The sequence below is a fragment of the Treponema sp. OMZ 305 genome (assembly GCF_024181325.1).
Taxonomy (GTDB): domain Bacteria; phylum Spirochaetota; class Spirochaetia; order Treponematales; family Treponemataceae; genus Treponema.
In genome coordinates this window covers 1,173,223-1,197,799 of record NZ_CP051300.1, presented here as the reverse complement: position 1 = coordinate 1,197,799, position 24,577 = coordinate 1,173,223, and the positions used below count along the sequence as shown (strand labels likewise).

Here is a 24,577-nt window from a genome sequence, read left to right as displayed (position 1 = left end):
TAACGAATAATTTCCTTACAGAAAAAGTCGATAGGCTTTCAGTTTTTGGACAGCCCCAATACCCTATTGTATCGACTCCATTGTAGCCGCAGCAGCATTCAGTTTTTCCGTAACATTGCCGCCGTCCCAGATATTCGCAAAAGTTGCATTCATTGCAGACCAGTATTTGCCCATTTCGGGAATGGTGGGCATCGGTGTTGCGTATTGCGCCTGTGCTAAAATACCTTGACTTAACGGATCGGTGATGGTGATATCGGAGCGGGGCGGAATTTGTTTGGTCATTTCGTACCGTTTTTCCAACATCGGCTTTGAGGTAAGGAATTTTGCAAAATCCTGCGCTTCCGCCGGATGATCACTGTAGGCGCTGACAAAGGCCAAGCGGAGACCGGAGAATGATGCCGGAGGATTGGTCATGCCGGGGAATACCGGAATGGGTGCAATACCGTAGTTAAGGCCTGTTTTTGAAAAATCGGAGATCTTCCACGGGCCGGTAATAATCATTGCGGCTTTACCTTCCGTAAACGAGGAATTGCAGAAATCGTCGGTAATGTCGCCTGACGGAACATCGAGCATCTTTTTGCGCAGGCTCTGGAAATAGGTTAAACCGGTAATAGCATTGGAGCTATTGACGTTGTGCTGTTTGGGGTCATCGCCGTTCGGGCCGAAAAGCGGTGCGCCGAAGCCGCTCATAAAGATGTAGTTAAAGTATGCGTTTCCGACACCCCAGACCAATGCATATTTATTTTGAGCTTTATCGTTCCACGTCTTTGCAAATGTTTCCACCGCGTCCCATGTTTTGGGAGCTTCCGGCAAAAGGTCTTTATTATAGAACAATGCGTAGGTTTCGATTGCGAGCGGATACCCGTAGTTTTTTCCCTCATACGCGGCGGATGTCAATGCAGCGGGGATAAAGTTATCGAGAACAGACGCATCGTCAAAGGGGAGAATATGACCGCCTGCGACAAGGGCGCCGATGTGGTCGTGCGGTGCAACAAAGATATCTGCGCCGACACCTGCGGGGCCGTCCATTTCAATCTTTGTGCGCGCATCGGTCGACTGAACCGGTTCATACACAAAGGATACGTTCGGATGCGTTTTTTTGTATTCTTCCGCAGCGAACAGCATAAAATCTTTTTCGGCGCCTTCGGATTCCCATATTTTAACGGTAACCGTTTCACCCTTCATATCGTCGGCTTTATCGTCCTTCTTCTCGGAACCTCCGCCGCAGCTCGTAAGAGCAAAAAGAAGCACCAATGATACACAGGCAGAAAGCCCTATAATTGCTTTTTTCATATAACACCTCCAATCTGTTATGAAAAAAATCTATTCACTGCGAACAATAGCCGCAGTGTACGGATCTAGTATGATCCGGTTTTGCTCAAATCGTATACCGGACGGACGTGTAATACCGTCCGGCGATGCCGCCGCTCCATCGACAAAAACCACAGGCTTTTGTAATGCGCCGCCGAGCGCAAAGCGTTGTTCCGTTCCCGCCGCATTAAACAACAAAAACCACGTGCCGTCCGGCCAGTCAAGTGTGTACCCGAATGCCTGCCCGTACTTCTTCTCCGTTTCGGACAATGCTCCGTCATCGCTCTTTGCGGCACATCGGTTACCGCTGCAATCACCCGATGCAGCAACCGCTGCATCTTCTACGGGCAAAAACGCGGCGGCTTGTGCAATGCGTCCGGCATTTCCTATTCTAAACACGTCAAACCGTTTCCGCAACGCGATAAGCCCGCGCGTGTATGCGAGCAGCTCGGCGTAATCCTCATCGAGCGTCCATACAATGCGGTTAACGCTGTCCGAAGCGTCATAGCTGTTGCGGACAAAAGCGCCGGTACATTCTTCCACCGCTCCGTGCACATTCGGCTTGGTACGCCCCCGCTCCTGTCCGGCGTGTAAGAATGCAATCCCTTGACAGGTAAGCGCCAGCGCGTTGCCGAGTTTGATACGGGCAATCAGCTCCCGCTTTTGCGAGGGGATACGTTCATCAAGCCCGGCATTATGGGCGATGCAGTCGTGCAGCGTAAGCCCGTCGTGGCAAACAAGGTACTGCACGTTATCGCCCGGGCTGTCGGCGGTGTAATTGCACTGAGGTAACCCGATACAATTGCAAAAGAGCTGTTTAAGATCGACGTTACCGCCGGTTAAAAAGCCCTTGCTCTCTTCATTCATACCGCCTGCTTTTACCAAATCGCGGAATTCGTCGTTAAAGACGGCAACGCTGTCGGTTTCGGTCATGTACCGCTGATCCATACCGACGGTACCTTCGGCTCCGTTATACAGCTTCCAGCCTTCCCCGATGAACAGTACCGACGGATTAAGTTCGCTGCAGCGGTTGTACGCCGCCAGCACCGTCTCGGTATCGAGTAATCCCATCAGATCAAACCGAAAGCCGTCAACCTTATAGTTTTTCACCCAGTGTACAGCCGAATCAACGATGAGCTTTCGTGCCATCGGCCGCTCCGAGGCAATATCGTTCCCGCAACACGAGCCGTTGGTATAGCTGCCGTCGGGATTTGTCCGAAAGTAATAGCCCGGAACAATCGCGTCGAAAAGATCGGTACGCGCAACATGATTATACACCACGTCGAGCACTACACCGAGCCCTGCCCGATGGCACTCGTTGATCAGCTCTCGCAATTCGCGTACACGGCTTTCGGGATTTTCAGGCTCGCTTGCATACCAGCCTTCGGGCGTAAAATAGTTGTGCGGATCGTAGCCCCAGTTGTAGTTGTTGTTGTGCACGGTACCGGCATCTTCATACTGCTGATTTGTCTCGTCCGTGTAGTAAAAGTTCAGCACCGGCATCAGCTGAATATGCGTAATGCCCAGTTTGCGTAAGTAGGGAATTTTTTCGATAAAGGCTTTATACGTGCCGGGGATATTTCTAACGCCGGAGTCGGGGCTTGCGGTAAAATCGCGGACGGACACTTCGTAAATAATCGCATCCTCCCGTTTTTGCAAGGTGATATACGGATATTCCCACTCCGGTTTGAGCGTTTCTTTTTGCAGGTTGATAATAGCGCCCCGTCCGATACCGCCGCTACCGGTACAAGCCGCCATCGAGAGGCTGTACGGATCAAGCACGGCATGCGTTCCCGTTTCGTTTGTCAGCGTGTAATCGTAAAAGAACCGTTCCGGATCCCGTTCCGCAAAGATGCCGCACCACAAGCCGGTTGCATCGTCATACCGAAGCGGAAGCGTAAAAGCAGGCGATGAATCACCGGCGTTTTGATAGAGGTTTACCGACACATCGCGGGAAGTCGGCGCCCATAAAGAAAAACGGCAGCTATGCGCGGCGGCATCATACACGGCGCCGAGCTGCATATCGTGAGGCGGAATTGTCTGTTCACAAGCTTGGACGGGTGATCTCATAAGGCTCCATATATAATAGCATATAATCCTCGAATCACCAATATATGAATATTTTTTATTCGTGCAGGGAGGTTTTAATCTAATGCTGTGGTGCGGCAGTTGAATCGGCTGTATGGTTCCGCTGACTGTATTCCTGTAATGTATGATAAAAAGAGCGCATAACCGGACAGTACTGCTTATCCTCGCAGGCGATATGCGAAAGTATCCAATCCCGAAGGTAGTCGGCAAAATCAAAACCGAGCGTTACAGTCATTTCGTCAAAGCCTTTCAATACCTGTGTAATTGTTTGGACAAACTCCTTGTGCCGCTGCTTATGCGCTTCATAGCCGGAAAATCCGCACGCTTTCATCAATTTTTCTTCATCGGTAAAGTGTGTTTGGGTATAGCTGACCGCTTGCCGCAGTACGTCGCCCACGGTTACCAGCCATTCGTCTTTACTCCGTTTTTGGCGGTTCAGCAGCGCTTCGCGCAGCTCATTGCACATTGTCACCAGCTTACGGTGCTGACTGTCGATTCGGGGTATGCCGAGTTCCAGCCTCTTATCCCATTCTACCCAAGGGGTATTCAATTCTTCCGTATCTTTTGTTTCTGTTACCATACTTTTTTCATCCCTTTATATACTGAATCGTTCCCAAGAAGCGGTTACTCTTAGACGGCTTATGTATTAGTAATCATTATTAGAATAAAACGATATGGCTATAATGTCAAATAGAAAGTTATCTTATCCCGTTTTTTTATGATACAGTCCATCCCATAAAAAAAGCGGACACATCCATAACGAATGTATCCGCTTGCTCAAAATCCTGTACGGTTTTTTAATGTGTATTTGCGTTACCATGCAGCTGTAAAAAGCTCTTTCTGAACTTTTTACCGCTAGGGGCTTGTTTGTAAAGGCTGTTTAGGGGTTGTTACGCTTCCATTCTTCCCACTGTGCTTCGCCTTTGTCAAGGGTGACTAATGTACCAACATATCTATTTATTCTCTTATTTATCTTATAATCAATAAGATACGGATAGACGTTAGTTTCACCTTCAGGATCGTCTGCATAAATATCGCCTTTATAATATATCCCGTAAGTAAATATTCTATTAGGCTGAAAATTATTATCACACACGTAAATGGCAATAACATTTTCTTCTTCGTCAAAAGCCGCTCCCCACAGTGTTATACCATGTCCATACTTACCTTCATCATGTACGTGTACTCCGACTGCCTTTTTGGAATTAGGATTAAGAAGTGCACCTTTTAATATTTTTTCAAATATTTTTTTTGTATAAGTACCTTCTGCCGCAACAGGGTCATTTCCTTCCTCTTTTCCAAAAACATCTTTGAATAGGGCCGGCGAATATGTTTTGTCTTTTGCTAAACCTTTAAGTCCATAAAGATACCATCTAAGTCCGGAATATATCCAATTTCCATTAGTGGAATTCGGGCATTTTTTCCGAAATTCATTTGCTATGAAGCTTTTTATGTTTTCATCCGTATCAGGAAGCCCGCGTGTATAAACAGGTTTATACATATTGTACTTTTCAGCATCTGCTACTGTTATACCTTTCTTTTCCATGTACTTTTCTACATTTTCTTTGTTTTGTTCAAACCACCAATGCAGCATATTGGAAGAACTTTTTGCCCAACACTGACTACCATCAGGAAATCCCTGATTGTCAGAACCTGTTGGTCCCATCTTTCGTGTGTTAAAGAATTTTGTATGTTCCGTTTCATACCAATAAAAAACATAAGGCATTGTATGATATTCCGGTGGATTCGAACCTTGAATTTCGACAGACTTTTTTTCTTCTGCAGTAGGGCCTTCTATTCCATACACCCACTTTATCGTTACGTTCGGATTCTCATTCTTTTTTTGCGTAAGTTCTACTTGCAATTCCTTACCTGCGGAAATGACATAGTTATTTGTGTTATTATCTTTAAATTTGATATACGCCTTTCTTTCCCATACGGTTTTGTTTTGCTTAAGGTGTAACGTTACCGTATCTTCAGCCGGATTTGTGTCATCTTTACTAACAAAGTTCGCCCATTCTTTTCCGCCTCCTACGACCTCAGGCGTATAGTTAAGTTTTCCGTTGATCGTTTTTACTGTAACGGTGATATTAGCTTCATCACTTCCATACGAGACGGACAGGTTGTCTATGCTAATTGAGGGATCTGTGTTTTTTTGCTTCGTCTTAAAATGAACAACAGTGCTTACACCGGAACCATCTTTAGCGGTTATGGTTACTGTTGCTTCTCCGACATCATGATAGGCTCTTATCAATCGATTTCCCTCTTCATGAGGCCATGCTATATTGTCATTAGACGACTTAATGTCCAGCTCTTTATTAGTGGCGTCCTCCGGCATTACTTTCAGCTTGAGTTCATACTCCTCGCCGATAACTAACTCGACAGGGTTTGCAGGCTGCCCATCCTCAAATTCAATAGAAGTAACACGGACCGTAGCTTTCGTAACAGTTAAGTTTACCTTTTTTGATACATTATCCGCTGCTGTTATGGTAATAGTTGTGCTTCCAACCTCTCTTGCCGTAATCAGCCCATCGGCAGTTACTGAAGCAATCGAGTCATCATCTATACTGTAGGTAAGCGTTTTGTTCGTTGCGTTTTCGGGTACAGCATACGCGCCGATTTGACGGGTAGCTCCATTCTCTACAAAAATAGTAGTTTCACCGGAGGGGATGACAATACCCGTAACAGGAATATGCGCTGCAGTAACAGTTACGGAAACTTCTTTAGAAACACCGTTTGAAGCTTTAATTGTAATAACCGCTTCGCCAAGCTGATGAGCAGTAACCTCACCATTCTCGTTTACAGATACAACTGCTTCATTGCCGGAAACATAGGTCAGTTTTTTGTCCGTCGCATTTTCGGGCTGTACCTTTGCATGGATCGAATAAGTTCTTCCAACATTTATCGGAAGCGGATTTCCCGGCAGTGCAGAATCGAACACAATTCCCGTAACCGCAACAGGCGCTGCTGTAACCATTACCTTGAGTGTTTTTGACACATTGTTTGCAGCATTAATCGTAATGTTTGCATTACCGACTGCTTTTGCCGTAATCAGCCCTGCACCGTTTATAGATGCAATACCTTCATCGCTTGAAGAAAAGGAGAGCTTTCTATCCGTCGCGTTTTCGGGCTTTACCTGCACGTTTAATTGGCGGGAGGTTCCCTTTACCAAAGAAACAGTATCTTCATCGGGAAAAAGAACGATGCTTTTTACTGCTAGACTATCTACGGTAACAGTTACGTTTATCTCTTTCGTAATAATGTCGTTTATAGCTTTTATCGTAATCTTTGCGCTACCTGCACTATGGGCTGTAATCACTCCTTTGTCATTTACAGACGCAACATCTTCATTATCCGAAGCATAGGTGAGTTTTTTATTTGTTGCATTGTCGGGCTTTACCTTTGCATTAAGCTCATGTGTTTTTCCAATAACGAGCGAAATTGACTTTTCAGAAAGCTCCGGCTCAAATGCAATATCGGTAACAAGTACAGGCAGAGGATTATTGTTATTACATGCCGAAAAGAATAGAACTGCTAGGGCAGAAAGAAAGATAGCCAATGGCTTTTTCATGAATAGACTCCATAATAAAAAACGCGGGATTCACTGACGCCAACGCATCAGGGAACTTTATATTTTGATTGTGGTATAGGGAACCTCTAAAAACTTCAGTTTTGAGAGGTTTTCCTTAGATTTAATTTGCGATGTTTTTATTTAAGTCATTATGATATAAAGACTTAAATAAAAACTCGTCGGGCATCTCTAAAAATCTAACCGAGTTTTTAGAGATGCCCTATATATACAAATTAATCGCATATTCGTCAAGTACCGGGCAAATGCATCAGGCACTTTTGTGGATATACCCGCAGAATGATTGGGGCTGTTCAACCTTTCCTTTTGAAAACAGGCAGGCATCTACTTCGTTATTTCACAAAAATTAGTCCTCGACGTGCAAAAAGCACGCCTGTGGGTAATTTTTGTTCATGCCTCGTATCTGCCTCACCTCTTTTCAAAAGGCTAACGCAAAAATTATTTTTAACCATTAACCTCAATTTTTCTGCGGGGTTTTAAAATACAATCCGATGCGTTTGCCCGCTTGCAAAAAAAAATATGCGAAATTTTATTCCTTAAAACACAACAGTTAAACAAAATGTAAATTTCCGAAACGGTTGCGTTAGTGTGCTATTTTAGATGCTCACCTTATACCTATGAAATTTCGTACAGAGGGAAGACAACCGTTTAAAATATTTTTGATGTCGTTGCCCTGAGAATTTCCGATGCTGTCCTAAACATCGGCCTTATGCTATAATCGCTTCGCACAATTTTATCAGAACCAGAGGAGCATATATATGAATACACCGGAAATGAAACAGTTTACCGCCCTTCCCTACACGCGCCCCGATATGGAGGCATTAAAAACGGCATTTAAAAAAGCGGAACAGCAGTTTGAAGCCGCACATTCGGCGGCAGAACAGATCGCTCTTATCGACGAAGTGCAAAAGCTTAAATCACATTATCAAACCATGCAGACCCTTGCGGAAATACGGCACAGTATCGACACCCGTGATGCTTTTTATGATACCGAAAATACGTTTTTTGATGAATCAAACCCGTTTTATATCGAAATGACCAATAGCTTTAACAAAAAGCTGCTTGCATCATCGTTCCGTCAAGAGCTGGAAAAAGAACTCGGGACGCATATTTTTGCAATGACCGAACTTGATATGAAGGTGTTTTCACCCTCTATTATGGAAGATTTAGCGGAAGAAAACAAACTTACCAGCAGCTACGATAAGCTGATCGCTTCGGCAGAAATCGAATTTGCAGGAGAAAAACGTACGCTCGCGCAGCTGACTCCTTTTATGCAGGATCAAGACCGTGCAACACGGAAAAAAGCGGCAAAAGCCTACTACGGTTTTTTTGCGGAACACGAAGCAGAATTCGATTCCATCTACGATAACTTAGTCAAAGTACGTACCCGAATCGCAAAAAAACTCGGATATCAAAACTTCGTACAGCTCGGATATGACCGAATGGGCAGAACCGACTACAATGCCGAGATGGTTGCTGCCTATCGGAACCAAATCTACCGCGAAATTGTACCGATAACCGTAGACTTACGTAAACGGCAGGCAAAGCGGTTGGGGCTGGAACGGCTGTACTACTATGATGAACCGCTTGAATATACCACCGGCAATGCGATTCCCCACGGCAATCCCGATTGGATTTTGGCGAATGCTAAAAAGATGTATGCGGAACTTTCCCCCGAAACCGATGAATTTTTTACCTTTATGACTTCACATAACCTGCTCGATGTACTTGCGAAAAAAGGGAAGGCAGCAGGCGGTTATTGCACCACCATTCCCGATTACAAGGCGCCCTTCATTTTTGCCAACTTTAACAATACGCAGCACGATGTGGAAGTAATGACCCATGAAGCAGGACACGCATTCCAAGCCTATCAGAGCCGTAACGCCCGCCTGCTGGAGTACGTATGGCCGACGTATGAAGCATGCGAAATTCACTCGATGAGTATGGAATTCTTTACATGGCCGTGGATGAACCTCTTTTTTGAAGAGCAAACCGATAAATTCCACTTTACCCATCTGTCCGGAGCGCTCCTGTTTTTACCCTACGGCGTTACGGTCGATGAATTTCAGCACTGGGTATATGAGCACCCCGAAGCAAGCCCCGCAGAGCGGAAAGCCGCATGGCGCACAATCGAAAAAAAATATCTGCCGGAACGGAATTACGACGATAACGATTTCTTGAACCGTGGCGGGTATTGGATGCGTCAGGGACATATCTTCAGTACGCCGTTTTATTATATCGATTACACGCTTGCACAAGTATGCGCCTTGCAATTCTGGGCAAAAAGCCTTTCCGACCGCAAAACGGCATGGGAAGATTACCTTCGCCTCTGTAAAGCAGGCGGTCGCGATTCCTTCCTCAGCCTGGTGGAGCTGGCGAACTTGAAAAATCCCTTTGAGGACGGCTGTATCGCTTCGGTAGTTCCGGCGTGTACGGAGTGGCTTAATAGCATCAACGACTCTGCCTTTTGAAAATATCCTTTTGCAAATATGCGGGTAATTACTTTGTCGCTTCATAAAAATTAATCCTCAACGTATCAAAGATACGCCTCCGGTTAATTTTTATTTGCTTCGCGTACTTACCTCGCCTATTTGCAAAAGGCTTCGGCAAGGTTCTATACCATGTGCCGCTACTGGGAAGCCTCAACGTATCAGAACGCCCAAGGATGGGCGTGGTTCTAATCAGCAGCGTGTTTGCCTTGCAAACACGTAGGTAAAAAATGTACAAGGACGTACATTTTTTACCGTGCCTGCGGTTAATTTGTGCTCGCGCCTCGGATCAGTACCGCCATGGATGGCGGTGATTCCATGCAGAAGCGAGTTTGCCCTGCAAACTCGTCGTTGAGCAGTGTACAAGGACGTACACTGCTCAACAGTCTATTTCCAAAAGCACTGGAAGGGCATTTCAGAACCGCCACGGATGTACTGGTGTTCATTTTTGGGCGAATGCTTCCCACTGTTCCGTAAGTTCAGCGGCGGTTGCTTGTAAGGCTTGAATCTGCTGCTGAACGTTGCGGGCATTTTCGCCGTTGGTATAAACTTCGGGGGTTGCGAGCTGGGTTTCCAGTTCCTTTATCTTGTCTTCGGTTTCGGCAAGTTGCGCAAAAATACGTTCTTCTTCTTTTTCTCGTTTACGTTTTTCCGCCCGCAGCCTTTTTTGTTCTTCATAAGAAAGAGTTCCGCCGCCGGTGACGGCACCGGAGGCAATGGAGTTGCCTGAGGGACTGCCGGTACCGCTTAACGGCATCACTGCCTGTGAATCGGAAGGCACGCCTGATGCTTTACCGGATGAAGCGCTGCTCGCTTTTCCGCCGCCCGAAGAATCCGCTATTTTCTCGTTTAGGCTGCCGACGACGGAACTGCCGGTATTTTGGTTTCTATTAGCCTGTGCATATCCTGCCGTTTGCCCCGACTTTTCGGCTGTACTGCCGACTGCTTCGGCGGCAATCCGGTACAGGTAATAGTCGTAGGTGCCCGGGAAGTTTCTAATGCGGGTACCGGCGCCGGGCGTTGCCGAAGCTGTCAGTTCAAGGATGCGGGTTGCAAGCCCTTGGATAAAAAACTTATCGTGCGAAACAAAGATAACCGTCCCTTCAAACCGCTGCAGCGCATCGAGGAGCACATCTTTGGAGTGAAGGTCGAGGTGATTAGTCGGCTCGTCTAAGATGAGGAGGTTGAGCGGCTTCAATAGCAGCCGGAGCAGCGCCAGCCTGCTTTTTTCCCCGCCCGACAGCACGGATAGCTGTTTATGGATGTCGTCGCCGCGGAACAAAAAGGCTGCGAGCATATCGTAGAGTTTTGGGATAAGGTGTGTCGGCGCCTCCCGCTCCATCAGTTGCATGATGGTTTCGCTGCCGGTAATCCGCTCGGCCTCATCCTGCGAAAAATAACCGGTGATAATGCCGACCCCGTACTTTACGGAGCCGGTGTACTCGGAATCTTCACCGGCCAGTATCCGCAAAAAGGTGGTCTTACCGGCGCCGTTCCGCCCCGCCAATGCAATCCGCTCTTGTTTGGTAACGGTGAGTTCCGCATCTTTCAGCACGAGCCGTTCCCCATAAGCTTTGGTAATCCCTTCGGCTTGCAGCGCAATATTCCCCGAATGAGGGGCAGGCGGAAAACTAAAGTGAATTTTCTTTAAGTGTTCCGGTAATTCGATGCGCTCAAGTTTTTCGAGCCGCTTTACCCGATCCTGCACCGCCGCGGCTTTTGTTGCCTTGTAGCGGAACTTCCTGATAAAGTCTTCGGTTTTTGCAATTTCCAGCTGCTGCTGCGTGTACGCTTTTATCAGCGAGGCAAGCTCTACCTCCCGCGTCTTTTCGTAGTTGGTATAGGTTCCTGCATAGCGCTTAAGCGTTCCGTTGAACAATTCATACGTTTCGTTAACCGTCGCATCCAAAAACGAGCGATCGTGGCTGACCAGCAAAAAGCCGCCGGTGCATTTTTTCAGCCAGAGTTCAAGCCAGCTGCGCGCTTCGATATCGAGGTAGTTGGTCGGCTCATCCAAAATGATGATGTCGGCTCCGCTCAAAAGAATCTTCGCAAGCGCGATGCGCATCTGCCATCCGCCCGAAAACTCATCGGTCAGGCGAGTAAAATCTTCCGACGTAAAGCCGAGTCCGCGCAGCGTTTCATCCGCAAGCCGCTGCCTAAAATACCAGCCCGATTGTTCAAGCTCGGTTTGCAGGGCGTGATAATCATGCGCAAGCCGTTCCGCCTTTACCGCATCGGCTTCTTCGCTCATAAGCTTGCCGACTGCTTCAAGCTGTTCCACCAGCTGCGCCCCGCGGGAAAAGGCGGTATCGGCTTCTTCCGCGAGCGTTTTACCCCTGTGCACGATACCGGATTGCGGCAGATAGGCAACACGGGTGTTCTTTTCCATCGAAATGGCTCCTGAATCGGCCTGCATCACCCCCGCGATAATCTTCATCAGCGTAGACTTGCCGCTGCCATTGGCTCCGGTGAGCGCCGCCTTTGTCCCCTGCGTCAACACAAGCGTAATATTTTGAAGGATATCGCGATCGCCGAACGCAAGAGAGATATTTGCAAGCTGTACAAACGGCATTATTCGTCCGTTCCTTCCGTCCCGAAAAAGAGAATAACGGGGTTAAGATTGCGTACGGCGGCAACACCGTCGGTGATATTCGCAGGTTGTACATACTCGAGTTTAACACCCTGCTTGGATACCGTATAAAAGAAATCGATCCACTCTTCGCTGCCGTCGAATTTGAAGGACAGAACACCCATATATTCGGTTTTGAGTTTAGCGCTGATAAAATACCGGATTGCAACGGAACCGGAATTTCCTGCTCCTTTAGGAATAATGGTCGGCGATAACACCTGATACCCATTCCAGATAAAGCGGCCGCCGTCTAAAAATTGCAGTACCCCGTAATTCACGGAATTAAACACCGGACCGGTTGTAACAAGGTTTTGCAGCGCATCATCCCGCCGCTCGGTCTCTGCCTGTGCAAGTTCCTGAGGCTCTTCCTTCAACGTGATAAAATACCGTATTTGTACTCGTCCCTTCTCATCGGTATAGTTGACAGCAATCGTATCCGAATCTCTGATTTGCATCAGAAGCGGCGAACCTTCAAATTGATAAGCGCCCATCCGGTTTTTTGTAATACCGGTATACGAAAAGGCGAGCTGCTCGTCTTTCAACATAATGCGTGCGACGCCACTGCCTTCTCCGGGGAAAAAGCCGAAGTTCTCCGTCATCCGTTCCGGATCAATCTGTTTTTTTCGAATCATATCGCGGTAATATTCGGGATACCATCGGCTTTTCAGAATTTCGGCGAGGATTTCATCCGTTACGGATTCCGTTGTCTGCCGAGCGACGGACGATTCTCCTTCATCATAGGTAAAAAGATTATAAGAAAAACACCAACCGCGGGTACCGTCGTTGGTCATCACATAAAGCCAATCACCTTCCAAAGGCTTATCCCGAGCAACGACCGGAGCGCCCTCCCCTTTCCAAAGCACTTTTACGATCTGACTTTCGCGCAGGCGGTATACCTGTTTGCCGGTATTATCGGGCGTAGCGCGCAGCGGCAGACCATCCAGCTTTACTGCGGCATACACAGAGCGGTATTCGGCTGTCTTTTTAATATAGGCTTCGGCTTCACGCTTTGAAGAACAAAAGGTGAGCTGCCAGAGCGGAATCTCTATTTTTTGATTATTCAACTCGGCGATATACACCTTCGAAATATTCGAACGAACAAGAATCGGTACCACATCGGACGCCGTCAAGTTATATTCGGGGATTGACCAATTGACGACACCGTAACCGATTTTTTTTGAGCAGCCGGTTATCGTAAAAAAAATAAAACAAAAAACCGTTAAAATAAACTTACCATTGTAAAAACTGTAAAAACGATGCAATTTTTTCATATATATTCCTAAATTATCCTAAACGATTGGATTATACTTTAAAGCCCGCATCCGCGCAAGGATATTGCCGCAGAGTAAACGCATCAGTCCGTTTTTTAGTAGCCCCGCAGAATCTTTGGAGCTGCTCAACCAGAGTTGAACCACTACGCGGTTCAAATGGTCTCACAGCCCCAATGATTCTGCGATTTTTGCCTAGTCTGCCTGATACGTTTACTCGTCTACTCGAAAAATGTGCGAAATTTTGAATCAAATTTCGCACAGAAGGAATGCAACCGCATTGACAAGGTGATTATTGTAGTCATAATGGATGAGTATGAAAAATTTCCTTTTTATCGCAGTGGTTGTATGCTGTATGCTATCTGCTTGTAAAAGTGCCGAGGATTCAATTGCCGTTATTTGGACTGACCGTACCGAATTCATTTCTTATTGCGAGGCTTTTAACAGCGCTCAAAACCGTTATAAAATAACTGTCAGCTATAAGGAAAACCCTTCAGATGCTTTAATAGCTGCTTCCGAACAACCGGATATAGTCATTGGACCATGGCTCAGAGGTGAGGCAACACGGGTAAAATTCAGTAAGTTGGGAGGACTGCTTTCTAAAAAGAAAATTGATCCCGATATTTTTTATCCGTTATTATTTGAATTAGGGAATATTAATGGATCACAGTACCTTTTGCCGGTCAGCTTTAATTTACCGACCGTTATCTTTTCCGCATCGCAAAAAAATTTAGTAAAAACAAATTTTACCATTTCTCTTGAAGAAATGAGGGAACTTGCCGCAGCATATAATAGAAAAAGCGGAACGGAATATACTAAAATGGGTTTTTCTCCCCGCTGGGATACCGATTTTCTCTATGTTACCGCGCAAGGCTTTGATGTGTCTTTTGAAGAAACAAAAAATCTCTTTTCGTGGAATGATAAAATGCTGCAGGAATTGGTTACGTATACGCGCCGGTGGTCGGAAGAGGTCAATACAAACGCTGCAGCTGAGGATGAATTCAAATACCTCTACGATCCGCCATATACGTTGATTACAAATGGACGCTGCCTATTCTGGTACTTACCGAGCGATAAACTGTTTTCATTAAATAACGAAAGATTAAAGGCGCTCGATTATCGGTGGATGAGTTACAATGGTAAAACGCCGGTACAGGATGAGATTATATATGCAGGAATTTGTAAAAAGGCAAAAAATACGGCAGCAGCACGGGCATTTCTGATTTGGTTCTTCAATGAAGAAAGTCAGAAAGGTTTGCTCGCCCGTTCTCAAACCGATAATATGATTGCTCCTTCTTTCGGATTAGCAGGAGGTTTTTCTTCTGTAAAAAACGTAACCGAGAATATTTTCCCCGTTTATTATCCCCTTTTACTCAAGCATTTGCCGCAAACCGATGATTTTTCCACTCTGCATATATTGCCCCATAACTGGCTACTGCTTAAAAAAGAAATTATCTTTCCATATTTACGGGATCAAACAAGGATGTTTTCCGGCGATGAAAAACCGCTATCACTCAACAGGCGGGTATCTGATTGGTATAAAAAGAGCCACTGATTTTTATCGAAAACCGTTAATAGTGTAGGCCGATTCCAACGAAGATTTCACTAATTGCTTCTCCATCACGGTTTGCGCGCCCACTTAAACCGGAAAGATTTTTAAGTTCCGTTAAATCAAAGCCGACACTCACCCTAACGTAAATACTCCGCATTTTTTCAGGATAGACGATTACTTCAAGTCCCCCCGCATACCATCCATCTGCCGGATGATAGTATCGTCCCGTTTGTTTATCGTGTGATAACGCGATATCTAAGAAAGGAACAAGCTGAATATCGCAATTAAAAAACCGCGTCCATGCAACGCCGGTAATAGTTTGAAAATCCAATGAAACAATCCGAATAGGGATATCAAGATTAAAGGTAAAAGCAGTGTCCGTATCGATCCGTTTATTTAAGATTCCGCGAAGCGTAGAACCTGCCTGCGTACTTGTACTTCCGAATAAATGATAAAAAAACTGCATCCGTCCATATATACCGATCCTATTTATAAATGGATAATATCCGGCTAAAGAGGCGGAAAAGCCGATATTCATCTTTCGTTTGTCGTAAAATTGATAAGCATACGTATTACCGAGTGAAAATGAAAGACCTTTTCTAAAATTCAACTCCCAATTCACCTTTGAAAGAGAAAGCGTATGCCCCCAATAAAATGTCCATGTTCTCAGACTGTCCGCCTGTATGCCGTCAAACGCCCAGTTTCCTGCGAGGCTCATAGATGGTGTCCATACGAGTGATCCGAAGTTTTTCACCTCAGTAATCATCACAGGGGCACGTACAAATAATGTTGTTTTAAAATAATACCGGTCATGAGGATATAAATAACCTAACCCGCTCGGCCGTTTTTGCTCTGTCTGCTCTACAGGAGGCTCTACGATGAGATATTCCCTTTCAGGGGACACTTCATGGGTTCGCGACGTACTCGTAATGGACATTTGGCTTGACGCACGATCATTAATTGCCAATTCAGGTAAAAGACCGAATGTCAAAGACAGCCGCTTATTAAATTTAACTGATGCCGTCAGTCCGGTACCGATATTTATTTTCGGAGCTTCTTTATATGCATAAACAATTTGAAAACTATTATCCCATAACAGATTAAATGCCCCTACTTTAAATGGTAATGCAAAATTGATTGAAGATGAAAAAATCTGCTGACCTGTTTCGGTTGAACGGTACACTGCATCTACTTTTAAGGGCTGCAATGTTCCGATAAAATTAAAATCTTGCATTTTCAGCTTCAACTGAAAGCCGCTATTCGAATCGAAAGAAGGATACGGAACTACAATGAAATTCCATGTATCGGTGATTGCGATGGTAAGCGTAACAGGTATTACTGCTTCGTTATTCGGGGCGCCGTACTCCGTATCGATTTGAACTGACTGAATAACCCGAATGTTTTTAAATTGCTGTTCAAGATCTTTGAGATAGCGCAGCATTACTTCTTCCGAATCAAAAATACGACTGGTGTCGATCGGAACTGCTTGGGAAAGCGGATGTTTCCGTGTCATCCCCTTAATGTTGTAGTTGACAACCGTTATTTGATAACTTTGCACAAGAGGTACTTCGGCAGCTGTATCGGTTAGAGGTGTCTCTGTCGGCACATCATCAATAAGAGCGGATTGTGTGGTTTCAGCTTTCTGTGCATAGGCAACCGCACTAAAGAAAATGCATACGCTGACAATGACAGATCGTATCAAACGTGTATCCTTATATGGTTTATATTCAATCATACTAATCCTTTTAAGGAGCAATGCTAAGCCGGACATTTAAAATGGATTTTCTATTTTTTGAATCCAATATGTTTGATTTTCAAGAGTTGCAAAATTTCCGGCAATAAGGTCGATGTACGCGCAATGCCGTCAGCGCCAAGCGATGATATTACATGGAATCGCAATGTGCCTATCCTTTTACAGCCCCTGCGGTCAATCCTCTAATAAAGTTTTTAGACATAGTAAGATAGAGAAGCAAAACGGGCACAGCAGACAAGGTGAGTACGGCTAAAATCCGTGACCAATCAGTCATGTATTGTCCGAACAAGCGTGTTACGCCGAGCAATAATGTTTTGTGCGCATCATTGTTGATAAAGATAAGCGGGAACCACAAGTCATTCCAAAATGGGATAAGATTATAGATAGCGACGGTCGCAAGCGCAGGACGCAAGAGAGGTAGAATAATAATAGTAAAAACTTTGTTCCGCGTAGCTCCATCAATAACCGCAGCCTCGGTCAGTTCGGTTGGAATTTGACGGATAAATTCAGTTAAGACAAATACAGCTATCGGTAATCCCATCGCCGTATATACGGGAAACAGCCCCCATAAAGTATTCAAAAGTCCCAACCCTTTAATAAGCTGCAAAAGGCGGATACTTCCGATTTTAATCGGAAGCATCATACCCGCAATAAAAAAGAGATATAAAAAACGGGAAGCTTTATGTTTCCAGTTTACCAATGCATAAGACGCCATAGCGCCGAATAATAACACAAGGAAAATCGAACCGAGTGTTACAAATAAGCTATTGCGAAAATATAAAAAAAAGTCACCGTCTGTTATAACCGACACATAGCTTTCAAAATTCCACTTTTTAGGTAACCCGAACGGGTCGGTGTAAATGTCGAATTTAAACTTAAATGAATTAATAACCATTGTCCACAAAGGGAAAAGCACTAAAAACGTCCAAAAAATAAGTACAACATGAGAACTGAGATGCATTCTGTCACGTGAAAGAGAAGCTTTCATTCTATTTCCCCTTTACTTTAATTCTTGTCACCCTGTGTTAAGCGCAGCATTATACCGACGCCAATCATCAGCATAATAAAGGTTACCGTTGCAATTGCAGCTCCCATACCGGGATTCGGAATACCCACCGGATGCTGTCCTGCAATTCCTACACGATAAAAAAGAGTACCGATCAAATCGGTTGCATACTGCGGCGCACCGTTTACATTTTCCATCGCAAAAACAACGTCGAACGCATTGAAGTTATTTACAAATGTTAAAATTGCGACCATACCAAGCACCGGTTTTATTAACGGGAGTTTTATATATCGAATTTTTTGCCAGCCGTTGCAGCCTGCGATATCAGCTGCCTCCAACAAATCGTCCGGAATAGTTTGTAAACCGGCTAAAATCATCATGGCGGGAATACCAACCCACTGCCATGACGATACTAACGAGAGAGCTGTCAGTGCATATTGCTGCTCACCGAGCCACGGTTTTATCAGTGTTTCCAAACCGAGATTTTTTAATAGAAGCGGCAACGCTCCCCATTGAGGGTTCAATATCAACTTCCATAAATAACCGGTAACCAAAATGGCAAGCGTAACCGGGATAAAAATAATCGTCTGATAAAAACGTGTCCACTTCATCCCCTTCGCTGTGAGCATGAGCGAAAACGTAAGACCTAACACATTTTGAACCAGCATGTGAATAAAGAAAAAATACCACGTATTTCCGAAAGCGCCCCAATACCGGCGGGCATTGTCGGCATCACCAAAAAGCTCTTTATAATTATTTAAGCCGACAAAGATATTTTTACCGGACGTCGAAGAACCGGAAAAAAAACTGAGTCTGATTGAATCCGCCAGCGGAAATGCCATAAAGACAGTGTACACGATAAAAGCAGGTAAAAGATATATAATCCATCCGTACCTGTCACTTTTTTTAATATTCATATTCACAACTCCGTTGCGCAAAACAGAATAAACAGGGAGAGGAATGGCTCGAAAGTCGCTTCTTTTCATCCCCTTCCCTGTTTATATTATTTTATATAGATACAAATCAACTTAAGGCTTATACCACTTTGCAACGCCTGCGGCTAATGCATCGGCAGCTTGCTTGGCGGTTTTTTCACCCTTCATAACAGCGATAACGCCCTGATTCATCAGCACGTAGCCGCTGGGATCGCCGTCCATAAAGCGTTCCCATACAAAACGAGCATCCTGCAGCTTTCCTGCCGTAAGCGCAAGAATTTCGTTCGCATGTGCATCTTTAAGTTTAATGGGGGCATTAATCATCGGGAAAAAGCCGGTAGGCATAAATTCGGCACAAACAGTCGCACCCTGTACCGTACAAAGCCATGCTAAAAAGTCTTTACATTCCTGAACATGCTTACTTGCCTTATTATACGCCATACCCGTGTCGGGATGGAAACAAACGGCGGCTTTTTTACCGGCGGGAGCGGGCGGTACAAAGGTTCCCCAATCGAATGCAACATCTTTAAAAGCGCCGGCATTCCATGAACCGTCTACCCACATGGCAGCCTGACCGGTAGCAAACAATGCAATCGAATCGTTGTATGTAAGAGCGGCAAAACCGTTGGGACAATATTTCGCTACATCGGCCATTGCCTGAAACGCACTCACCATTTTGGCATCGTTTAACGGTACCTTTCCCGATTCATACGCTCTACGGCCTTCGGCTCCGCCGACAAAGCCCGGTAAAATGCCCATCATAAAACATTCGTTAATGTCCCATTCATCGGCAAGTCCGTTTGCAATCGGCGTAATGCCGGCTTTTTTCAATTTATCGCACGCAGCTAAAAAGTCTTCCCACGTTTGCGGAACCGCAATACCGGCTTTTTTAAAGATATCTTTATTATAGTAGACAACTTGCACAATCGCATTAAACGGAACGGCAAAGTTTCGTCCATCGGCGGCTGTCCACGGTGCACGATTCCCTGCGGTAAAATTCGATTTTAACCCGGGAATATCCGACACATCGGCAAAATAGCCGTCCATAAGCAGTTTTGCACCGGTCGCGTACGAACGTGCATACATTAGGTCAGGACCGGTACCGCTTTCAAGCTGAAGCCGTAACGTCGCATTGTAATCGACATTGATAGTCGGTTTAAACTCGATCGTTACGTTCGGCTTTACTTTTTTGTACTCTTTAAGCAAAGCGGTGATTTGCGCAACATCATCGGTACGCCAAGAACCCATCGTTAATGTTACCTTCTCCCCGCCTCCTTCATTTGCGCCGTTCGCAAAAACGGGAGAAACTGCCGCAAGTAAGACACCGGCGAGCATCACAGTCATGAGTTTTTTCATAAAACACTCCTAAACCAGATATTTATTGTCCGCTGAAAAGCGGCATAGGGCTTTGCAACGCAAAAGCCATGGTTCACATTATCAGTGCTTATTATAGTATCACCTGTGAATTTCGATTTGTCAAGAAAAATCATTTCCGCTCTGCAGAGCCGGTATTCAGCACCTCCTCGAGAAGCGCTGGGATATTAAGCGCTCAACACAAATAAGCGTTTCTCCTATACCACCGCTTGAGAAGTCTCGGTGTTTGAATGTTCTCCATGTTCATCTTTAAGGGTCTGCCATATCTTATCAAACGCGTGATGTATCTTTTTAAAATGCGTTATCAACAGCGGGTCAAAATGCTTTCCTGCATTATCAAAAATATATTGTACCGCTTCATCATGCGAAAGTTCGTTTTTATATGAGCGTTTCATACGGAGCGCATCATATACGTCAGCTATCGCGACGATCCTTGCCGATAGCGGTATCATCTCACCTTCCAGCTTAAAGGGATATCCAGAGCCGTCCCACCGTTCATGATGGCTCAATGTTATTTCCTTTGCCATTGCAATAGGATAAGAAGACACAATGAGCGCACCGTTAATAGTATGTTCTTTCATGACTTCCCATTCAATGCCGGTTAATTTGCTCTGTTTTTGCAAAATATAATCCGGTGTACCGATCTTGCCCACATCGTGAATAGCGGCTAAAAAGGAAATATTCTCGATAAAATCCGGTGTAATTTGCGGATACCGGTTAAGTCCAAACAGGTAGTCGGAAAACTCTCGGCAATAAAAATTGAGCCGTTGCGCATGGTTTCCGGTATCGTTGTCTTTCAGCATTGACGCTTGCAGCAACCCGTTTAACATCATTTTGTACATTCCGATCTGCTGTGCGGTTATATCTTCAATAATTACCCAATACCCAAGCAGGTAGCGTTTTGCCTTGTCAAAAATAGGATGAACCCGCACTCTCGTATACAGCGTTTTTAACGTGTGCGATTTATGCACCATATTACCGATCCACGACCAACCTTTTTCCGGAGACCGTATACTTTGAAAAAAATCCTGTATCTCCGCTTGAGTAAAAACTCTGCCGAAAACATTAAAAAGAGGCTTCTTCTCCAATGCGTAATAACCCGCAAGTAATGTATACACGCTCTTGGTCATGTAGCGTATAACTAAATTACTGTCAATAATCATAGTAGGAATGCTTCCCGCATTTGTCAATTCAGCAAGTTCGTCAAAATACGCCTGTTGTTCTTCCGCAGTCAGCTCTCCTGTAATTCGGGGCTTCTGCCCGGATGATATACTTTTTTCCATAGTTTAGTCCTTCTCCGCATCGCTCTTCCGAATATACTGAGGCCCTGCATAATCAGCCGCGTTCTTCAGTACATTACCGTGCTTTTGCATATACTTAATCATCGAATATGCAAAAGAGAGAGTATCCGCTTCAATAAAATGAAAGCGGATACTACTTTGTGAAATTGCAGCAGCGTCTCTAAACGCCGCTGTTCCATAGCCGGTAACCAGCCATTCTTCGTTTTCCGAAAAGTGCGGGAGTAAATCAGCCGCTGTTTTGTCAAAAGCTTCCGTTACCGCTGTTCCGTTTTTAAAAAGCTGCGCGTAAAAGCGTTCTCTTTTTGCATCTATTACTACGGCAATATTTCCGTTCCACGCCTCATACTGCGATGCTATGCATGGGAGTGTAGGGATGGGAATAAAGCAGCTGTTACTACTCAGCTGTAATGCTTTTGCCGCTGCAAATCCGAGTCTTAAACCGGTAAAAGAACCGGGACCTTCAGGCGCCAATACTATTTCCGTATTGGCGGCAGTAAACCCCGCAGCTGATACGGCTGCATCGATAAGGGGGAGCAGCCGTTCTGCGTGGGACGGACCGTTACCGGCGAAGGATTGGGTAACTAATCCGTTAGAGCCATAAGCTGCAACTGAAAGGGTTGAAGTGAGGGTATCTATTGCAAGTATATTCATGGTGCTGCCTCATATTCGGTTAAGCTGTCCGTTTGATACGGCCAGTTCGTGATGGTAATAGTTCTACTTGTATCTTCTTCTGTCTTGATATGAATAAGAATGGTACGCGCCGGTAATTCCGACATGATTTTTTCACTCCATTCGATAATACACACGCCCTGCCCGTACAGCATATCCTCAACACCGAGATCTAAAAAATCTTCCGGTGAACTGAGCCGATACACATCCATGTGATAAAGCGGTAGACGTCCGTAATATTCCGATATGATGGTGAAAGTGGGACTGGTAACTGCTTCGGATATATCAAGCCCTTGCGCAATGCCTTTTGTCAGCTGCGTTTTTCCCGCGGCGAGCGTCCCTTGCAAAGCAAGCACATCGCCTGCATTAAGTAAGCGTCCTAAAGCTTGACCAAAATTAATAGTATCTTTTACTGTTTTTGTTCTGTATACCATATCAGCCATAACTTTTTTCTCAAGTTAAAGAAAACATCCTTCGTAATAGTTACAAGTATGAGCATACTATTCCGAAATCTGCCGTTTGTATAGGGTCATCAACAGAAGTAAAAGAACGAATAGGCTTTCCCAACAGATAATTTACTATCAATAAATTTACACCCAATGTGTGTGTGGGGGGGGGGGGGGGGGGGGGGCAGTCCTATAAAAAACACACTTTTTCATATAAATTTCTCCTTTTAATTAGCATAGCACTGGTATGAGTCTTTGTCAAGTATATGTCCTTTTGAAAATATACGGCGCATCTGCGTTGTCGCTATGCCGAAATAAATGCTCGACGTACAACAAGTACGCCTCCGCTTTATTTCGGCTAGGCTCCTAGCATCTGCACCGTCTATTTTCAAAAGGCTTACGGAATGGGTGTATCAGTACCGCCACGGATGGCGGTGGTTCTATGCAGTAGCCAGTTTGCTTGCAACTGGCAGAGAAGTACACGGATGTACACTGCTCAACAGTCTATTTTCAAAAGCGCTGGATAGGGCGGCATCCGTGTGCCAAAAATGAACAAGGAGGTTTATTTTTGAGCGAGGATGTCAGTGTTTCCCTAACCGAGTTTTTAGAAATGCCCAGATGTTTAATCGATAAAATGGTAAGAAGTAAACGAAGAAGAACCACTAAAAACTCACATTTTTAGTGGTTCCCGATATTTTAAAATAATTCGGTATAGATTTTAATCAGCCGATCTCTGTCAAGGAATACAAAGTTGTTTGCCATAAGGCGCTGCTGATTGGCAATAACGCTGTCGGCAAATTCTGTAATCTGCTCTTTTTTCATGCCATATTCGTGCAGCGGCTTTTTTGGGATTAGACAGTTGAGCAGTTTTTCCAAAGCATCATAAACGTGCGCCGTGTCGCAGCCGAGGATATCTGCCATAAACCGGTTAAGCTTTGCAATTTCACCGTCTTTTTTAATTTCAAGATAATTTTTTAAAACGCCGGCAAACATCGCATAGTTTGATTCGCCGTGAGCGACATGGAAGGTTGCGCCGACCGGATAGCTCATTGCGTGAACTGCTGCGCATCCTGCAATGCTGAAAGCGATACCTGCATAGTTTGAGGCAAGCAAGAAATCGCATAAAAGCGGAAGCCGCGCATCGTGACCGTTCTTCTCAATTTCTTTGTAGCCTTTTAAAATCATCTCGATAGCTTTATATCCGAACAGCTTTGTGCTTTCCGTCGCTTTGGGTGAAAGCGATGATTCAACGGCATGTACCAATGCGTCGATGGAACTCGTTGCAAAAAATTTAAATGGCAAGTCTTTCAGCAGTTCAGGAATTAGTACCGCATAGTCGCCGTACATTTCATCGTGTGCAAGGCCTTTTTTCGTACCGCGTGCATTCAGCGACAGTACGGCAATATTGGTTACTTCCGAGCCGGTACCGCAGGTAGTCGGTACGATGATCAACTCTTTGCCTTTTACGATTTCCTGCTTTCCATCGTATAAGTCCAGCACCGGCGAGGTATGTGTCAAGGAGAAAAACTTTGAAATATCGATGACGGTACCGCCGCCGATTGCGATAATACGCTTATAGCTGCCGTGTACATCTTTATACATCGCTTCGACCATATCATCGGAAGGCTCTCCCGCACCGTATTTTTCTTGAAAAAGCGTCGCGCAGGGCAAGTTCAATGCTCCGAAAAACGGTTTATAGATATACTCATTCGTTATGACTAGATCATCTTTTCCGAGTTTGAACGCTTCTGCAAATTCTTTCGCCGTTTCAAACTTGTGAATCTCGGGTTTTACCGCAAGTTGCTTCATTGCTTTTCATCTCCTATATGTTCGTTAATTTCGTTTGCCCTATCCCAGAGGTCGCCTGCACGGCCGTAAGAGCAACAGCTGAACAAAACGGGGTCTCCGTTTCGTTTAAACTGTTCTCCGACATTGATGCAGGCAGCCTCTTCAACTGATAGTTCTATTTCACGTTTAACGGTTTTAATCCGGCATGCAGTTTCGGTATGTTCGATCACTTCCACATCCGCGCCGGCTGCGATTCCCATATTTTCCATCCGTCTTTTAAGATCGCGCGAGCCGTTTATTTTTTTGACGGTATAAACAGCACAGGGCGCTTCTTGTAATGTCATCATAGCATACCGATCCTTTCATACCGATTTTA

The 24,577-nt window shown here is 45.1% G+C and carries 17 protein-coding genes; 2 read left to right on the top strand and 15 right to left on the bottom strand.

Features of this window, described 5'->3' with window-relative positions; translation table 11 throughout:
- Positions 1 to 63: 63 nt before the first annotated feature.
- From ABK01_RS05350 to ABK01_RS05335, 4 genes are all read right to left on the bottom strand, one after another.
- Entirely contained in the window at positions 64 to 1,293 is a 1,230-nt protein-coding gene (locus tag ABK01_RS05350; RefSeq protein ID WP_253676502.1) for a sugar ABC transporter substrate-binding protein, read from the bottom strand.
- 30 nt (positions 1,294 to 1,323) lie between these two features.
- The gene (locus tag ABK01_RS05345; protein WP_253676501.1) at positions 1,324 to 3,381 is read right to left on the bottom strand and encodes an alpha-amylase family glycosyl hydrolase; all 2,058 of its coding nucleotides are present in this window, start codon (positions 3,379 to 3,381) and stop codon (positions 1,324 to 1,326) included.
- 79 nt (positions 3,382 to 3,460) lie between these two features.
- Complete coding sequence (locus ABK01_RS05340) at positions 3,461 to 3,979, bottom strand: bacteriohemerythrin (protein WP_253676500.1); 519 nt, start codon at positions 3,977 to 3,979, stop codon at positions 3,461 to 3,463.
- A gap of 300 nt (positions 3,980 to 4,279) precedes the next feature.
- Complete coding sequence (locus tag ABK01_RS05335) at positions 4,280 to 6,970, bottom strand: IdeS/Mac family cysteine endopeptidase (RefSeq protein WP_253676499.1); 2,691 nt, start codon at positions 6,968 to 6,970, stop codon at positions 4,280 to 4,282.
- Between the two features lie 776 nt (positions 6,971 to 7,746).
- Between ABK01_RS05335 and ABK01_RS05330 the strand changes: the two genes are divergently transcribed.
- Entirely contained in the window at positions 7,747 to 9,459 is a 1,713-nt protein-coding gene (locus tag ABK01_RS05330; protein WP_253676498.1) for a M3 family oligoendopeptidase, read from the top strand.
- 460 nt (positions 9,460 to 9,919) lie between these two features.
- Here ABK01_RS05330 and ABK01_RS05325 read toward each other — a convergent pair whose 3' ends face one another.
- Positions 9,920 to 12,052, bottom strand: a complete 2,133-nt coding sequence (locus tag ABK01_RS05325) for an ABC-F family ATP-binding cassette domain-containing protein (protein ID WP_253676497.1) — start codon at positions 12,050 to 12,052, stop codon at positions 9,920 to 9,922.
- Entirely contained in the window at positions 12,052 to 13,380 is a 1,329-nt protein-coding gene (locus tag ABK01_RS05320; RefSeq protein ID WP_253676496.1) for an SH3 domain-containing protein, read from the bottom strand. Before ABK01_RS05320 ends, ABK01_RS05325 begins: the two co-directional genes overlap by 1 nt.
- Positions 13,381 to 13,693: 313 nt before the next feature.
- Between ABK01_RS05320 and ABK01_RS05315 the strand changes: the two genes are divergently transcribed.
- Positions 13,694 to 14,932, top strand: coding sequence for an ABC transporter substrate-binding protein (locus tag ABK01_RS05315; RefSeq protein ID WP_253676495.1), 1,239 nt, complete (start codon positions 13,694 to 13,696; stop codon positions 14,930 to 14,932).
- 16 nt (positions 14,933 to 14,948) lie between these two features.
- Here ABK01_RS05315 and ABK01_RS05310 read toward each other — a convergent pair whose 3' ends face one another.
- The 9 genes from ABK01_RS05310 to ABK01_RS05270 form a co-directional block, all read right to left on the bottom strand.
- Positions 14,949 to 16,631 carry a BamA/TamA family outer membrane protein gene (locus ABK01_RS05310; RefSeq protein WP_253676494.1) on the bottom strand — a complete coding sequence of 561 codons (1,683 nt, stop codon included), beginning with the start codon at positions 16,629 to 16,631 and terminating at the stop codon, positions 14,949 to 14,951.
- A gap of 202 nt (positions 16,632 to 16,833) precedes the next feature.
- Positions 16,834 to 17,670 (bottom strand): carbohydrate ABC transporter permease, encoded by an 837-nt coding sequence (locus tag ABK01_RS05305; RefSeq protein ID WP_253676493.1) that lies wholly within the window; start codon positions 17,668 to 17,670, stop codon positions 16,834 to 16,836.
- A gap of 17 nt (positions 17,671 to 17,687) precedes the next feature.
- Positions 17,688 to 18,605, bottom strand: a complete 918-nt coding sequence (locus ABK01_RS05300; protein WP_212566393.1) for a carbohydrate ABC transporter permease — start codon at positions 18,603 to 18,605, stop codon at positions 17,688 to 17,690.
- Between the two features lie 111 nt (positions 18,606 to 18,716).
- Positions 18,717 to 19,979, bottom strand: a complete 1,263-nt coding sequence (locus tag ABK01_RS05295) for an ABC transporter substrate-binding protein (RefSeq protein ID WP_212566392.1) — start codon at positions 19,977 to 19,979, stop codon at positions 18,717 to 18,719.
- Positions 19,980 to 20,194: 215 nt separating this feature from the next.
- Complete coding sequence (locus tag ABK01_RS05290; RefSeq protein ID WP_253676492.1) at positions 20,195 to 21,280, bottom strand: HD-GYP domain-containing protein; 1,086 nt, start codon at positions 21,278 to 21,280, stop codon at positions 20,195 to 20,197.
- 3 nt (positions 21,281 to 21,283) lie between these two features.
- Positions 21,284 to 21,949 carry a tRNA (adenosine(37)-N6)-threonylcarbamoyltransferase complex dimerization subunit type 1 TsaB gene (gene tsaB, locus ABK01_RS05285; RefSeq protein WP_212566390.1) on the bottom strand — a complete coding sequence of 222 codons (666 nt, stop codon included), beginning with the start codon at positions 21,947 to 21,949 and terminating at the stop codon, positions 21,284 to 21,286.
- A complete protein-coding gene (tsaE, locus tag ABK01_RS05280) occupies positions 21,946 to 22,401 on the bottom strand; it encodes a tRNA (adenosine(37)-N6)-threonylcarbamoyltransferase complex ATPase subunit type 1 TsaE (protein ID WP_212566549.1) in 456 nt (151 codons plus the stop codon). Before tsaE ends, tsaB begins: the two co-directional genes overlap by 4 nt.
- A 708-nt stretch (positions 22,402 to 23,109) precedes the next feature.
- Entirely contained in the window at positions 23,110 to 24,222 is a 1,113-nt protein-coding gene (locus tag ABK01_RS05275; RefSeq protein ID WP_212566389.1) for a 4-hydroxybutyrate dehydrogenase, read from the bottom strand.
- The gene (locus ABK01_RS05270) at positions 24,219 to 24,548 is read right to left on the bottom strand and encodes a ferrous iron transport protein A (RefSeq protein WP_212566388.1); all 330 of its coding nucleotides are present in this window, start codon (positions 24,546 to 24,548) and stop codon (positions 24,219 to 24,221) included. The genes ABK01_RS05275 and ABK01_RS05270 overlap by 4 nt, the downstream gene beginning before the upstream one ends.
- Between the last annotated feature and the right edge of the window lie 29 nt (positions 24,549 to 24,577).